This is a genomic window from Lacrimispora sanguinis, from assembly GCF_044987295.1.
Lineage (GTDB): Bacteria > Bacillota > Clostridia > Lachnospirales > Lachnospiraceae > Lacrimispora > Lacrimispora celerecrescens_B.
In genome coordinates, this window is the sequence record NZ_CP173277.1 from 218,782 (window position 1) to 233,369 (window position 14,588).

14 protein-coding genes and 1 riboswitch are annotated in these 14,588 nt (G+C 42.2%); of the genes, 10 read left to right on the top strand and 4 right to left on the bottom strand.

Annotated elements, in window-relative coordinates:
- The first annotated feature begins 5 nt into the window (after positions 1 to 5).
- From ACHZES_RS01010 to ACHZES_RS01025, 4 genes are read left to right on the top strand one after another with little or no spacing between them, the layout of a single operon-like run.
- Positions 6 to 1,307 carry a hypothetical protein gene (locus ACHZES_RS01010; RefSeq protein ID WP_038284681.1) on the top strand — a complete coding sequence of 434 codons (1,302 nt, stop codon included), beginning with the start codon at positions 6 to 8 and terminating at the stop codon, positions 1,305 to 1,307.
- Between the two features lie 25 nt (positions 1,308 to 1,332).
- The gene (locus ACHZES_RS01015) at positions 1,333 to 3,486 is read left to right on the top strand and encodes a hydantoinase/oxoprolinase family protein (RefSeq protein WP_395548672.1); all 2,154 of its coding nucleotides are present in this window, start codon (positions 1,333 to 1,335) and stop codon (positions 3,484 to 3,486) included.
- A gap of 25 nt (positions 3,487 to 3,511) precedes the next feature.
- Complete coding sequence (locus ACHZES_RS01020; RefSeq protein WP_089987535.1) at positions 3,512 to 4,081, top strand: hypothetical protein; 570 nt, start codon at positions 3,512 to 3,514, stop codon at positions 4,079 to 4,081.
- The gene (locus ACHZES_RS01025; protein ID WP_038284685.1) at positions 4,059 to 5,420 is read left to right on the top strand and encodes an FAD-dependent oxidoreductase; all 1,362 of its coding nucleotides are present in this window, start codon (positions 4,059 to 4,061) and stop codon (positions 5,418 to 5,420) included. The genes ACHZES_RS01020 and ACHZES_RS01025 overlap by 23 nt, the downstream gene beginning before the upstream one ends.
- Positions 5,421 to 5,449: 29 nt before the next feature.
- On the opposite strand, the gene ACHZES_RS01030 is transcribed toward ACHZES_RS01025, so the two are convergent.
- Entirely contained in the window at positions 5,450 to 6,667 is a 1,218-nt protein-coding gene (locus ACHZES_RS01030) for a 6-phosphofructokinase (protein WP_395548671.1), read from the bottom strand.
- 402 nt (positions 6,668 to 7,069) lie between these two features.
- Entirely contained in the window at positions 7,070 to 7,444 is a 375-nt protein-coding gene (locus ACHZES_RS01035) for a hypothetical protein (protein ID WP_395548670.1), read from the bottom strand.
- 85 nt (positions 7,445 to 7,529) lie between these two features.
- On the opposite strand from ACHZES_RS01035, the gene ACHZES_RS01040 reads away from it, so the two are divergent.
- Positions 7,530 to 7,733: an N-acetylmuramoyl-L-alanine amidase gene (locus tag ACHZES_RS01040; protein ID WP_395548668.1), complete on the top strand. Its 204-nt coding sequence runs from the start codon at positions 7,530 to 7,532 to the stop codon at positions 7,731 to 7,733.
- Between the two features lie 209 nt (positions 7,734 to 7,942).
- Here the strand turns inward: ACHZES_RS01040 and ACHZES_RS01045 are convergent, their stop codons facing one another.
- Entirely contained in the window at positions 7,943 to 8,290 is a 348-nt protein-coding gene (locus tag ACHZES_RS01045; RefSeq protein WP_404820309.1) for a hypothetical protein, read from the bottom strand.
- Positions 8,291 to 8,328: 38 nt separating this feature from the next.
- Between ACHZES_RS01045 and ACHZES_RS01050 the strand changes: the two genes are divergently transcribed.
- From ACHZES_RS01050 to ACHZES_RS01070, 5 genes are all read left to right on the top strand, one after another.
- A complete protein-coding gene (locus tag ACHZES_RS01050) occupies positions 8,329 to 8,694 on the top strand; it encodes a hypothetical protein (protein WP_404820310.1) in 366 nt (121 codons plus the stop codon).
- 566 nt (positions 8,695 to 9,260) lie between these two features.
- Entirely contained in the window at positions 9,261 to 10,133 is an 873-nt protein-coding gene (locus ACHZES_RS01055) for a substrate-binding domain-containing protein (protein WP_404820311.1), read from the top strand.
- A gap of 295 nt (positions 10,134 to 10,428) precedes the next feature.
- Entirely contained in the window at positions 10,429 to 11,067 is a 639-nt protein-coding gene (locus ACHZES_RS01060; protein WP_395548664.1) for a hypothetical protein, read from the top strand.
- Positions 11,068 to 11,773: 706 nt separating this feature from the next.
- Positions 11,774 to 12,229 (top strand): hypothetical protein, encoded by a 456-nt coding sequence (locus ACHZES_RS01065; RefSeq protein ID WP_395548663.1) that lies wholly within the window; start codon positions 11,774 to 11,776, stop codon positions 12,227 to 12,229.
- A gap of 62 nt (positions 12,230 to 12,291) precedes the next feature.
- Entirely contained in the window at positions 12,292 to 13,926 is a 1,635-nt protein-coding gene (locus ACHZES_RS01070) for an N-acetylmuramoyl-L-alanine amidase family protein (RefSeq protein WP_395548662.1), read from the top strand.
- Positions 13,927 to 14,051: 125 nt separating this feature from the next.
- On the opposite strand, the gene ACHZES_RS01075 is transcribed toward ACHZES_RS01070, so the two are convergent.
- Positions 14,052 to 14,267 (bottom strand): hypothetical protein, encoded by a 216-nt coding sequence (locus ACHZES_RS01075; protein ID WP_038284696.1) that lies wholly within the window; start codon positions 14,265 to 14,267, stop codon positions 14,052 to 14,054.
- Between the two features lie 159 nt (positions 14,268 to 14,426).
- Positions 14,427 to 14,555, top strand: a riboswitch (cyclic di-AMP (ydaO/yuaA leader).
- The last annotated feature ends 33 nt before the right edge of the window (positions 14,556 to 14,588 follow it).

A 14,588-nucleotide genomic window follows, 5' to 3' on the forward strand; every position in this document is an offset into this window, starting at 1 on the left:
TTCGTATGTTACAGGGAACATGTATCATCATTGCTTTTCTTGTTATTGCAGCATTTATGATGGCAAAAAAACTGCCTACTTTGCTGGCTCTGCCCTTTCTGGCGGTTGTCATCTGCGTGATAGCAGGAGTTCCGGCAGTGGGAGTGAATGGGGAAGGGGCTCAGATTGGCTGGCTTTCCACTGTTTTAGAAGCTGGTACTGTCAGAATGGGATCGGCAATTATGGCAGTCATCTTCGGCGCGTGGTTAGGACAGCTGATGAATAAGACGGGAGTGACCGAAAATATAATCAAAAAAAGTGCCGAACTTGGAGGCGACAGACCGCTAATTGTTACCCTGATCATGGTAACGGCAGTAGCACTTTTGTTTACTACGTTAAATGGATTGGGTTCTGTTATCATGGTAGGAACCATTGTTTTGCCTATATTGATTTCCGTGGGTGTTCCGGCCATCAGCGCTGCCAGCATCTTTTTGATGGCATTTGCAGTGGGACTTAGCTTTAATATTGCAAACTGGACTTCATTTTCCAGCATCTTCGGATTGGAAATTGATAATATTAAAGGGTTTGAAGTCTATATGCTGGCTGTAACGCTGATCGCGACAATTATCCTGATTTTTGTGGAATTTAAGAAAAATGGAGTGAAATTTGCTTTTTCCGCACCTGTTTCAGATCAGATCCAGACAAAACAGTTAAGAGGAACAGCCGGTGGGCTTGCTATGATCACACCACTTGTTCCCATCGTTCTGGTAGCGTTTTTAAAGGTGCCCGTTGTTCCTTCTTTCCTGGCAGGCATATTCTGGATTCTGCTGTTTACATCCAAGAGTTTTTCCAAAGCCATGAATCTCCTTGTAAAAACCTGTTATGACGGAATTACCGATGCAGCGCCTGCAATCATCTTAATGGTAGGCATTGGAATCTTATATCTTGCGGTAACGCATGCCATGGTAAAGGAAGTGCTGAACCCATTTTTACTTGCCGTAGTCCCAACTTCAAAAGTCGGATACATAATCTTTTTCTCAATTCTGGCACCATTGTCCTTATACAGAGGTCCCATGAATTTATTTGGACTCGGTTCCGGAATTGCAGCCCTGGTGATCGGACTTGGAACACTGAATCCGCAGGCAGTTATGGGTGCATTTCTTTCCGCAGAAAGAATTCAGGGCTGTGGGGATCCCACCAATACACAAAACGTCTGGACGGCTAACTTTGCCGAGGTCGATGTTAATACAATTACAAAAAAACTATTGCCCTATCTTTGGACTATTTCCGTGATCGGTGTGATAATCTCGGCATTCATTTACTTTTAAGCAATCGGACAGGAGAATTTAATTTATGAAAGTACGCATCGGGATTGATGTGGGCGGTACCTTTACGGATGCCGCCGCCATTGATAATGAAACTTTTGAATTAATAGGAGTGGTGAAAACTCCTACGACCCACAATTCCAGGCAGGGGGTGGCAGAAGGAATTGTAAAGGCGCTGCAGCGCATTATGGAGGATTGTCATATTAATCCGGATGACGTTGTTTTTATCGCTCACGGTACGACTCAGGCAACCAATGCACTTTTAGAAGGAGATGTGGCTCCGGTTGGCATTGTGACGCTGGGAAGCGGGTTACAGGGGGCAAAAAGCAGGTCGGATACCAACATCAGCAACATAGAACTGGCAGCCGGTAAATTTTTGGAAAGTCAGAACGAATATGTGGACACTTCGGATAAAGACAGTCTGGGAAGCAGGATCGATGACGCCATCCACTCTTTAAGAGAACGGGGGGCTTCCAGCATTGTGGCTGCAGAGGCTTTTAGTGTAGATGATCCGTACCATGAGAATCTGGCTCTGGAAAAATGCAAGCAAATGAATCTTCCGGGAACGGCTACCAATGAAATATCGAAGCTATACGGCCTGAAAATAAGAACCAGGACGGCCGTGGTAAATGCCAGCATTATGCCTAAGATGCTTGAAGCGGCAACCATGACAGAAACGAGTATCATAGAAGCTGGAATCAAAAACCCTCTCATGGTAATGCGCTGTGATGGCGGGGTTATGACTGTGGATGAGGTGAGAAACCGGCCGATCATGACAATTCTCTCGGGCCCGGCAGCCGGTGTTGCAGGCGCTCTGATGTATGAAAAGCTGACGGATGGTCTTTTTTTTGAAGTCGGCGGCACCTCCACGGATATATCCTGCGTAAAGGATGGCAAGGTTATGATCCAATATGCAGAAGTGGGAGGACATAAAACCTATTTAAACAGTCTTGATGTCAGAACCGTGGGCATCGGCGGGGGAAGCATGGTACAGATAAAGGAGGGCAAGGCCGTTAACATGGGGCCTCGAAGCGCTCATATTGCCGGTCTGGATTATGAAGTCTATACCGATGCCGACCTTATTAAAAATCCTAGGCTTATGACAGTCAGACCCGTTCCATCTGATCCGGAATATGCGGTCATTGAATGTGACAACGGAGTACGGGTGACCCTTACCATGGCGGGAGCCGCGAATATTGCTGGTTATGTCAGGCCGGAGGACTATTCCTACGGGAACTTAGAAGCAGCAAGGAAAGCCTGGAAGCCTTTAGCGGATCAAATGGGCTGCACCGTGGAAGAAGCGGCAGAAAAGGCGATGGCATTTGCAGCGGCTAAAAATGCTAAGGTTGCAGAACAGCTAATAAAGGACTATAAAATGCGGCCGGAACAGACCGTGTTTGTGGGAGGCGGAGGCGGAGCTGCCAGCGTGGTTCCCCATCTTGCAAAAACTATGAAGCATAAATACCGGATTGCAGGCAATGCCGCGGTGATTTCCACCATTGGCGTCGCTCTTGCCATGGTGCGGGATATGGTGGAACGGACGGTGTCAAGTCCTTCCCAGGAAGATATTTTAAGCATTCGCAGGGAGGTGGAACAGAAAGCAATTCAAAGCGGCGCCGCACCGGGGACCATTGAGGTTCACGTAGAAGTGGATACGCAGAAAAACCTTTTAAGGGCAATTGCCGTAGGTGCCACGGAGATGAGAAGTAAGGTTCTGGGCAATACAAAACTGACGATTGACCAGCTTCTTAAGATTTGTGCCGAAAATATGGATATGAGTCCGGGAGAATTATCCATAACCGCTCAAAACGGAGTGATGTATGCTGTGCAGTCCCAGAAACTGGAAAAGAAATTTCTTGGACTGGTGAAAAAGAAAACAACTCCCCTGCGTCTAATTGATGAAGAAGGCGTGATCCGCCTTCAGAAAAGCAATGCACTGGTTTCAGAAGTGAAGATTGTGGACTGGGAAACAAAAATTGAATGGTATTTGGAAGAGATGACGGTGTTTAATGATGGCGGTGCCAATCTGCCCAATATTTATCTTGTATCAGGGAAACGGGTCATTGATTTATCCGGACTCCAGAGCAAAGAGCAGATTTGTGCACTGGGAAATGCAGAACTGACAGGTTTTGGCAATGAGGAAAAGGTCCTGATCATTGCTACCGGCCGGACAGATGGATAAGTGCAGGTAAGGTGGTGAGTGGATTTTGAATACAGGTTCCATGCCGTTTCCGGGAAAGGAATTGGCACAGGATGAATTAAGCCGTGACAGCTGTTATGATAAAATCCGGTCTGAGGACAGAAAAAGGATCACAGACCGGGCGTGGCAAAAGGGAGAAGCGGCAGCAGAAATGATCTTTAAGCGTTACAATGGGGAACATGATTTTTTTAGAATTGCAGCAGAAAGCGGCTTGTCCTGCGAGAAGGTTGATGTCGATTATGTTGCAGGGAACCAGAGATATTTCAGTGATTATCTGACCGGACAGAAGAAGATCCATCTTTATTTGAAATCCATTTCGCTTTGGGCAAAAGAAAATAAAATGGAGATGGCGGAAGCCATGAATCTGATTTTAAGCCATGAATATTACCATTTTCTTGAATGGAGTGAACTGGGATTTACCAGTAAAGAATATCTGGTGCCAATGCTTACGATTGGCAGTCTGAAAATCGGACGGACTGGGATTCGGGCACTATCGGAAATCGGTGCTCATGCCTTTGCCTGCCGCTATGATCAGCTGATGAAGGAGGAGAGATATGAAACAGAACTTAACCTATGATGTGGTCATCATTGGAGGCGGGCCTGCCGGTACCGTAGCGGCAATCGCCAGTGCAAGATGCGGAGCCAAGACTCTTTTGGTAGAGCAGAATGGATATCTGGGCGGTATGCTCACGATGGCCGGAACGGGTCCTCAGATGACATTCCATGCAGGAAGTACGCAAGTCGTGCAGGGAATTGCTGAGGAAATTGTAGCACGCTTGGTAAAAGAGGGCTTTTCTCCAGGTCATATGGAGGATTTTGTGGGGTATGCCAGTTCCGTGACTCCGTTTGACGCAGAAGGAATGAAATTGATTCTGGAGACCATGGTAAAAGAGGCTGGAGCTGATCTGCTTTATCATACCGTCTATACAGGCTGTGAATGGGAGGACCGCAAGATTCGCAAGGTACGTCTGTATGGAAAACAGGGGTTCTTTGATGTATCCGCCTCCGTGTTCATTGATGCTTCAGCAGATGCAGACCTGGCCACTCATGCAGGAATTGGAAGTGTTTACGGCAGAGAAGAGGATCATCTGGCTCAGCCCATGACAATGAATATCAAGGTGAGCAATGTGAACCGGGATAAGATGATTGAATATATAAAGAATAACTCTGGCGATATGCTTGAGACCATTCCATTCGAACGTCTGCAGCTAATTCCCAGAAGCGGCATGCAGGGGGCATATTCAGTTATTCGTATGGCAAAGGAAAAAGGGGAATTCCCGATTGACAGAGATATGGTGCTTTGCTTTGAGACCAACAATCCTGGAGAATACATCCTTAACATGTCCCGGATCATTAAGAAAAGCGCACTGGACTCTTTTGATTTAACGGAAGCGGAGATAGAGGGCAGAAAACAGGCACATGCTATCGTTGCATTTATGAGAAACTACATCCCTGGATTTGAACATGCGGTTATCGTTACCACAGGGCCGCATATCGGGATTCGGGAAAGCCGTAAGATAAACGGCGCATATCGGTTGACTGCCTCCGATTTATTAGAGAACAAAATGTTTGAAGATGCCATTGCCATGGGCGGCTATCCCATCGACATCCATTCCCCTGATGGAGGAACCATGGAGCATCATTATTTAAAGAAAGGCAGCTGGTACTCCATTCCATACCGTTGTTTGTATACAAATGAACTGGATAACCTTCTGGTAGCCGGGCGATGCATCAGTGCGACTCATGAAGCCTGTGCGGCAGTTCGTGTAACGCCAATACTGATGGCAATCAGTGAAGGAGCCGGTACTGCGGCAGCGATTGCGGCAAAACAGGGAATTGGGGTTGCCGCAATCGACGTGGCACAGCTTCAGAATCTTTTAAAGGATCATGGCGCTTTTCTTGAACCGTATAATTAACGGGTTTTAAGATTTGGAAAAGCGGATGATTATCTCCGGTACAGGTACACGGGTCTGCCGCTTTCCATCTTTCTTTGAGGCTCTCCCTGGATCAGCGGTATGGCATATTCCAGAAAATCTGGGGAGATATCCGTGCCATTGCCGCAGATCCACTGGGCGGGGAACAACTTTTCCTGATTGCATACTTCGTTGACGTCAACGGTGATACATTCCATGGAATATGGGGAATTTCCTGTGCGGTGAAAGGCAACCATTCTTCCGGTAATGCCTTTTAAAGCGGCCTTTACTCCTTCAGAGCCTGCCTGCACGGATTCTTCTATGTCGGTTGCAGAAGCCAGCATGCCGCTGCAACGCTGATTTACATTCAGTTCAATGGAACGGACCTTTACACCAAAACGGTCACGTACAAAGTTCTCCAGCATTTTACCACTTCCGGTCAGCATTTTATGGCCGAAGGTGTCCAAACGGACTTCATCCGCGTATTCGCAAATAAATTTGCCCTGGGAATCAGAGAGTCCTTCAGAGATGCAGATAATAACGGAATTGTGTTTGTTAAGGGCAGCTTTTACATCCGCTGCGAACCGCTCAAATTCAAAATCCGTTTCAGGAAGATAAATAAGCAGGGGATTATCGCCATCAAATTTTCTGGCCAACGCACTGGCAGCAGTAAGCCAGCCTGCATGACGGCCCATCAGTTCTATGATGGTGACTGACTTTTGCTGGTACACAGAAGAGTCCAGAACGATTTCGCGGACGGTATCAGCTACATATTTGGCAGCACTGCCGTATCCGGGAGTATGATCCGTTAAAATCAAGTCGTTGTCAATGGTTTTGGGAATTCCAATGAAACGGATAGGGCTTCCATGATGGGCGGCGTAGCGGGAAAGCTTACTTACCGTATCCATGGAATCATTACCGCCAATATAGAAGAAATATCCGATATCCATAGCTCGGAATTTTTCAAAAAGAGCCGGATAAAAAGGAGAAGACAGATCATCAGGAAGTTTATAGCGGCAGGAACCTAAATAAGCAGCTGGTGTTAATTTCAAAAGCTCCAGTTCTTCTTCTGTTAAGTTACCTGTTAAATCCATATAATTGCCGGACATGAAGCCTTCTATGCCATTGAGCATTCCGTAAACCCTTCCGATTTCGGCCTGGGCCATTCCTTCCTTGATTACGCCGTAAAGGCTTGCGTTGATCACAGCGGTTGGTCCGCCGGATTGTCCTACGATTGCATTTTTCTTCATGTAATAATATCCTCCAAGTTTGCATATGCCATGGGCACCTTCCCTATTCTATAATAGAACGGGTTTCTTTGCAACTGGGAAATATTTGGCCCATAAAAGGGAGGAGCCGGTGAAATGTGACTTTCACCGGCCAGTTATGAAAAAAAGTTTTATTTTTAACAAGTATTGGAGTTCTTCTTGTTACTATCTTAATTATAAAAGACAGATGTGAAAAAAGTTTGTAGAAGGTGTAAATAAATTTTGTACGTCTTGTGAAAAAACTGTGAATGAATGGTGTTGGCTTTTTATAAATGATTGTAGACGATTTATGCAACTGTAGCTGATTATAACTGAATAATTATGAAATAAGAGTATTATGAAATCGCATTGGTAGTAACATACTATACAACAAACTATACAACACTATAAAATCTTCTCTATTTCCGTTCTAAACCATTCAATATTCATGTTAGTATAAACTCTATAAACATGACCTAAAAAGCCATGTTCGGATTCTTTCTTCAACAGAGAGTTTCTGAATGTATTTTCAATATATCTATACAAACCGTGAAATTTTTGAGTTCTTCCAAATAACATAGGCCTGCCTATATCAATGGCTTCATGGTAATACTTATGAATTATTGGTAACACCTTTGGAAGAATGGGAACTGTTCTATTTATACCATTGCTAGTTTTTACTCCGCCAGTATATGTCCTGTTTTCTAGATCAATGTTATTTACTGCAAGAGTAATGACCTCACCTGGACGCCAGCCAGAGTAGCATTGAACAATAGTCATCCGATGCGGAAATTCCCGTTTCGGTTGTTACATCGGAACTTTTTGGCCTGGGTGATCCTGGGCCTTTTTCGATGGAGGGAATTGTATGCAGATCAAGAAATTACTTACACCCTATAATTTTAATACCGGTACTGCGGACCGCATTAAGTATATTGCAATCCATTATGTAGGGGCCCTGGGAGGAGCAGAAGCGAACTGCCAATACTATGCCTCCCAGTACATTGGGGCCAGTGCCCACTATTATGTTGGGTTTGACGGGGAAGTTTGGCAGTCCGTTGAGGAAAAGTAATTTCTTTATTTATTATGAAACAAGCACTTATCTATTCGGAAGTATATATAAATATACTAGAAATATAAATAAAGGAATCATGAATATGCATTATGATTATCAATATGGGAATTTATATTCAAGAGGAAATATTTATTCAGGCATGAACTGGATACCTACACCAGTTGAAAGAAGAGCAAATTATAATTATAAACTTTTTGAAAATCAAATTACAGCACCCACAGGCCCGACAGCACCCACAGGCCCGACAGCACCCACAGGCCCGACAGTTCCCACAGGCCCGACAGTTCCCACAGGCCCGACAGCACCCACAGGCCCGACAGCACCCACAGGCCCGACAGTTCCCACAGGCCCGACAGTTCCCACAGGCCCGACAGCACCCACAGGCCCGACAGCACCCACAGGCCCGACAGTTCCCACAGGCCCGACAGTTCCCACAGGCCCGACAGTTCCCACAGGCCCCACAGCACCCACAGGCCCGACAGTTCCCACAGGCCCGACAGTTCCCACAGGCCCCACAGCTCCCACAGGTCCCACAGCTCCAACAGGTCCCACATTTCCAGGCTTTCCAGGGATCAAAATACTAACAGGCCCTATGACCCCAACAGGCCCTATGACCCCAACAGGCCCTATGACCCCAACAGGCCCTATGACCCCAACAGGCCCTATGGCCCCAACAGGTCCTATGGCCCCAACAGGTCCTATTATCCCAATAGATGAATTTGAAAATATTGAGTCACAAGAGTCGCCATCTTTATTACCGAGTACAATTGTTTCAATCATTGAAGATTGCATGGATTACATGGTTTATGTCTGGATGAAAGATGGAGATAATTTTTGGCTGATTCCTAGAAGCAGTACTCAGAGAACTGTTTCTGGTTACCGATGGAATCAAAACGCAGTGTGGAATAATGAGGAAATATACTACAACGATATTTATAGTGTTACATGTGTTTCTTAAAATCCAGGATCAGGATGGGGCCCTACAAATCCAGGACTGGCGGAATAAATAAATCTGCTCACAATTCCGTGCAATAAGGCGGGTATCCGGTATTCGGTCCCGCCTCTCTAGAATTTACCCAAAAGAAAACGCCCATCGACTATTCCGACAGGCGTTTCTAAATAGGGAGGGCTCCTGATGAATAATTAAATAAGAATTTTATGTCGTTATTATACTATTAAGATATAAAGCTTCAACCTTACGCCCCCTCCCTCGCATATAATCGAATATCCGTGTATTCTTCAAAATCTGTAAGTTATACCGGTTATATGAGTATGAAAGCACCTTCTGCTATGGATTCGAATTTTATTTCAAGAATTGGAAGTATTCCAAATTTTAGCCTGGGGGACAATATTTTATTTACCTGGATAAATATTCCGCTGTTACAAGTGAATAACAGTTTATAATCTTTATGCAAGTCGGTGATATATCATTACACTCGTTGTAAAACCTGAATTTCAACTCCAGGTGTGAAAGTAATTGGACCAACATTAAAATTGATTATTAATATAGGAGATGTTGTAGGAATGGACCATATAGTAAATGAGAATTATAAAATTATTTTAATAACCATGGATAAAAGTGATCACTTTTGGAAGGTTATGGATAATGGTGCTAGAGAAATGGCTTCTATGTTAGGTGTTACATATGAATGGGACGCTCCCTTAACGAGAGATGTAAATAAACAAATTGAGATATTTAATAATGCCGTAGTAGCGGGAGCAGATGCAATAATGTTAGCGGCGAGTGATCCTTTAAAGATTTCAAGAGCAGTTGAAGAAGCGAAAGCAAAGGGTGTAAAAATCATTTATGTTGATTCACCAGCGTTTGAAGAAGCAGTCATAACTTTAGCTACAGATAATTATACAGCTGGTAAGTTAGCTGGAGAAAATATGTTTTACGAATTAGAGGAGATTGGTCTCACATATGGTTCAATAGGAATCATTGGGGTAACTCCTGAAAACAGAACGACTGTAAATCGGGAAATGGGATTTCGCGATTATTTTAAGCCGTTTGTCAGATATCAAATATTAGATACAATATACACGAATGGTGACCAAGAGTTAGCAAAACAAGCAACGGAAAAATATATAAGAGACAATCCCAATCTTGTTGGTGTTTTTTCAACGAATGAAGGATCTACGTTAGGGATTGGGTACGCTTTGAGAGAAAATGATATAAATATTATCGGTATTGGATTTGATATCACAGAGATAATTCAGGAAATGATAAGAGATAATACTATAAAAGCTGTATTGGTACAAAATCCATTTACGATGGGCTATTTGGGTATGGCTGAGGCAGTTGCTGCATTAAGGGGATTTGATACAGGTCCAAAATTTATTAATACTGGAGTAACTGTAGTTAATATATATACGCCAAGTCGAATATTATCATAATATATTTGAGAAATAAGGGGATTTCTATAAAGGAAAACCGGTCAGACAGTTTGTCACAACTGTCTGACCGGCCCATTTATTTCCTTATTCCGCCGGTACTTATAATAAGCCCGGTTTTTCCTAGTAATTCCAGAGGCCAAGTGTGGGCAGAGCACACAAAAAGAAAGTTACAGGTAACGAATATTGGTGTTAGCAATTATAATTGATTTAGAGAGCGAGGATTGATTTCCCGCTCTTTTCTTGAATATTATATATAAATATGATATGTTTCATATATACGAATGGGGGATGTGATATGAAAAAATATCTTTTAACAATTGCTTTGGCTCTTGGTATTCTCGGTATTACAGGCTGTTCAAAAGAAGGTTCGAAGGTACAAACTACCACTGAAACTGGGGACGGTGTTACGATTTACGAAGGAGATAGGAGAGTCATATTTGATTTGAGTGTTTTGCCTTGTGATATGGAATACAAAGGGCATATTCTTCAATTTTCATCATGTGAACTGTATCAGGAAATGTCAGATGTAAATGATTCCTATACGCCTTATTTAATTGCCAAAGTTAAAATAGATGAAATTGATGATGAAACATTGCATCAGTTTGATGAAGATTTATATGTTTATGGAAAAATATCTAATGATAAAAATCATTTAAATAATAAAGAATTATCTAAAATTTGTGAGGTTGATAATGCAGGATATCGATATTATGTATTCTCACAGTCATTATTTATATCTGGTGATTATAGATATGATTTTTCAGAATCTGCTTTCAATGTGGGTTTTTTGATTCTTCAAGGGGAAGATTACAGAGCTTTGCATTATATCTATGATGAATATTCAAGTTCAAATGTTAAAGATTTGAAAGATATAAGTAAAGAAGTCTGGTATGAGATCAAGCATACGCAGAATCTACAGGGTTTGGCGGAATAGGGTCCCAAAGGAATTTGTAAGATATATTTAATAGTATGTACGTAATTCTGAACATATAATATACTAGCAGATAAAACTGCTGGCAATCGTGTATAGGATGGTAGGCCTCAATTCTACATAGAATGGAGGTGTTGCTCATGAAGTATTATGACTTTAAGGACTTGATGTCTTTCGGCATGTTCTTTCTGGCACTGCTGACATTCGTCTTAATGACGTGTCGCTAAATACAAAAAACCTTCCCTGTACTTTGGCCGGTTGGGAAGGTCTTTGCTTTTCTAATTAGCCAACCACCCTGTGGCGATTGCCTTTTTTTATTATATTATCCATACCGTTAGAATATTACAATTTCATGAATTTTTGCAGAAATATGCTTATACCCCGCGTATTACAACATAAACCTTGCACTTGTCTGACTCCCAAAGAGTTTCTTCAACTACAAATTCCGCTTCCGGAACAAATCCCCTTAGCATCGCTTCCATCGGTGACAGACAATGGATTTTACATGGACTGTACTCTTACCGGTTTTATCAATAGAGTTAATATTAGTTACCGTTATTTTACTAAAATTACATGCTTCTTAAGATTTGAAACTTTTACTGTCAAATTTTTACAAATAGTTTACTTGTTTTTACAAATACCTAAACTTCATTGACTTGAAAATGCTATAGACTATATACTTTAACTAAATTTAAGGAGGTCAAGATCGATGAAAAAAAAGTATTTAGCAGTTACAGCTTTATCTATAGCGTTAGCCATGGGAAGTGTTATGTCATCATTTGCTGCAGGATTTGTGAGCACCCCGCAGGGGGTAAAGTATCAGTGGGGATCTGGTGATTACTGTACGAACAACTGGGTCAACTACAAAAATCATTGGTTCTTCTTTGGTAATGACCAGCTTATGCGTACCGGGTGGATTCAAAGGGATAACACATGGTATTACACAGCTGACACCGGTGAGCTTCAGGGCGGGATTATGAAAATTAATAACAATGTCTACTACTTTGATACCAATACCTTGAAGATGGTAACCGGTCCCTACACCTACAATGGTGTCACCTACAACTTTACTGAAAATGGGGCCACTGACGGTGGACCATACGTCTACACAGAATGGAACAGTGATGGCACCATCAGGCGCGGCGCAAAAGTAGGAGTCCGTTAAATTTTTAAATTTTGAAAGGGTCAATTTATATTATTAAATAAGAAAAAAGTAGGTGAGTTTTTATGAAGTACTTTAAGCGGTTGGTGGCCTGGGCTTCTGTAATAACAGCTCTCTGGATTAGCATCCCATTTGAATCCCTGGCAGCTTCATCGAAAACGATATCATCAGTGACTATTTATGTAGGGCTGGAGGATTTGGAAGAAGGAAAGACCTTACCGTCAGAAGTTTCCTTTAAAACAACGGAAAAATCAGGAAATTATGTTTGCAGCAATGATAGCAGGTATGAAGTTACGGATTTAGATTGGATAACCTCTGACAATAAGGAAATGATGATTGGTTCAAAGCCGAAGATGAAAGTAACCCTACGGGCCATAGATTCCGATGTATATGCTTTTAAAGGTGGTTATAGTTCCGGCAATGTGTCCATTAAGGGAGGGGATTATGTGACCTCCAGCCGTTCCAAGTCAGATACCTTATATGTGACATTTACGTTCAATCCTTTAAAAGGAACCTATAATCCACCGGAAAATGCTTACTGGGGGGACTCAATCGGATTGGCAGAGTGGAGCGAAGGAGAATACAGTTCCGGAGCATATGATGTCTATTTATATCGCGGAAATACAATCATAAAAAAGGTTGAGTGTTTGAAAAAAACTTCTTATGATTTTTATCCATACATGACAAAAGCAGGCAATTATTCTTTTAAGGTCAGAACTACTCCAGGTACGGAAACGGAAAAGAAATATGGAAAGAAAAGTGGATGGACTGAATCTGATGAAGCAGATCTTACGGAAGAAAACGTGTCTGATGGAAGTGGACAGGAGGGTTCCTGGAATCCAGATTCGGAAGTTGGTTGGATTAAGAATGGGAATACCTGGTATTATAAGTACCCCGATGGTACCTATCAAAAATCCTGGGCAAATATAAATAACAAATGGTATATGTTTAACAGCAGTGGAATGATGGTTACCGGATGGAATCAGAGCAATGGCCACTGGTATTATTTTAATAGCAATGGAGCCATGGAGATTGGCTGGATTGTTTCCGGTAATAAATGGTATTATTTAAACCCTTCGTCTAATATTGGAGTCGAGGGAGCTATGCATACCGGATGGAGTCAGATAAATGGCAACTGGTATTATTTCAATACCAACGGTTCCATGGCAACCGGTTGGGTTATGTCCAATAATAAGTGGTACTACCTAAATCCTTCAGCGACCACTGGTGTAGAAGGAGCCATGGCAACTGGCTGGAGGCAGATAAATGGAAACTGGTATTTCTTCAATGCCAATGGTTCCATGGCAACTGGTTGGGTTACAACCAATAATAAGTGGTACTACCTAAATTCTTCGTCGACCGCTGGAGTAGAAGGAGCCATGGTGACTGGCTGGATTGTCTCCGGTAATACCTGGTATTATTTGAACCCTTCGATAGAAGTAGGAGTGGTGGGCGCCATGCATACTGGGTGGAGGCAGATAAATGGAAATTGGTATTATTTCAATACCAATGGTTCTATGGCAACTGGCTGGATTTTTTATAATAATAAGTGGTATTATACAGATTCTGCCGGAGCTATGCAATTAGGCTGGAAGCAGATAAATGGAAACTGGTATTATTTTAATAGCGATGGAACCATGGCAGTCAACACAGTTATCAACGGATTTTTAATCAATGAAAATGGTGTATGGTACAAGTGATAAAAACAGAAATAATAGGTTTTGCGCAATATGCAAAGATAGCGGAATATAAGAATTTAAATAGTATAAATGTTCACTTTACAAATAAAAGAGGTAGAGATATTGATGTCTTTACCTCTAATATTTTATCCATGGACGAGCATACCGCATTCTTCACAATATAGCCAAGTGGACTTATTACGTACTTGATTCGGCGTTTTAATCCTTTTAGCGTTGGCATTATTATATCCACATACAGGACATATAAATTGGGTTTCGCCATACCAGCCTATTTTTTCTAAAGCATTCAATCCGGATTCAATAAAAACGAAACATTCATCACTTTTCAATTGTTTTTCCATAGCAATTACTCCTTTGTGTCTTTTTATAATCAGTATAACATATTCTGAAATAAAAATCAAACATATGTTCGATAATCCCTTTAAACAATGCCACCAGCCTGGCGATTGCGGATAAAAGATCTGCTAAATTTGACTATTTCACATATCCATGATAAGGTTAATGAAACAACTCCGAATATCTTTCAGGTAGTGGGGGAACCAATCTAAGGGGTGAATCTTATTTTAAGAGGGGCAGCTTGGATGCCCTAATCCGTCAGCTAATCCCATAGGAGTATCCCAAGCGAATGACGAAGCTCAGTATGAGTTAGTTTATCCGCTTTT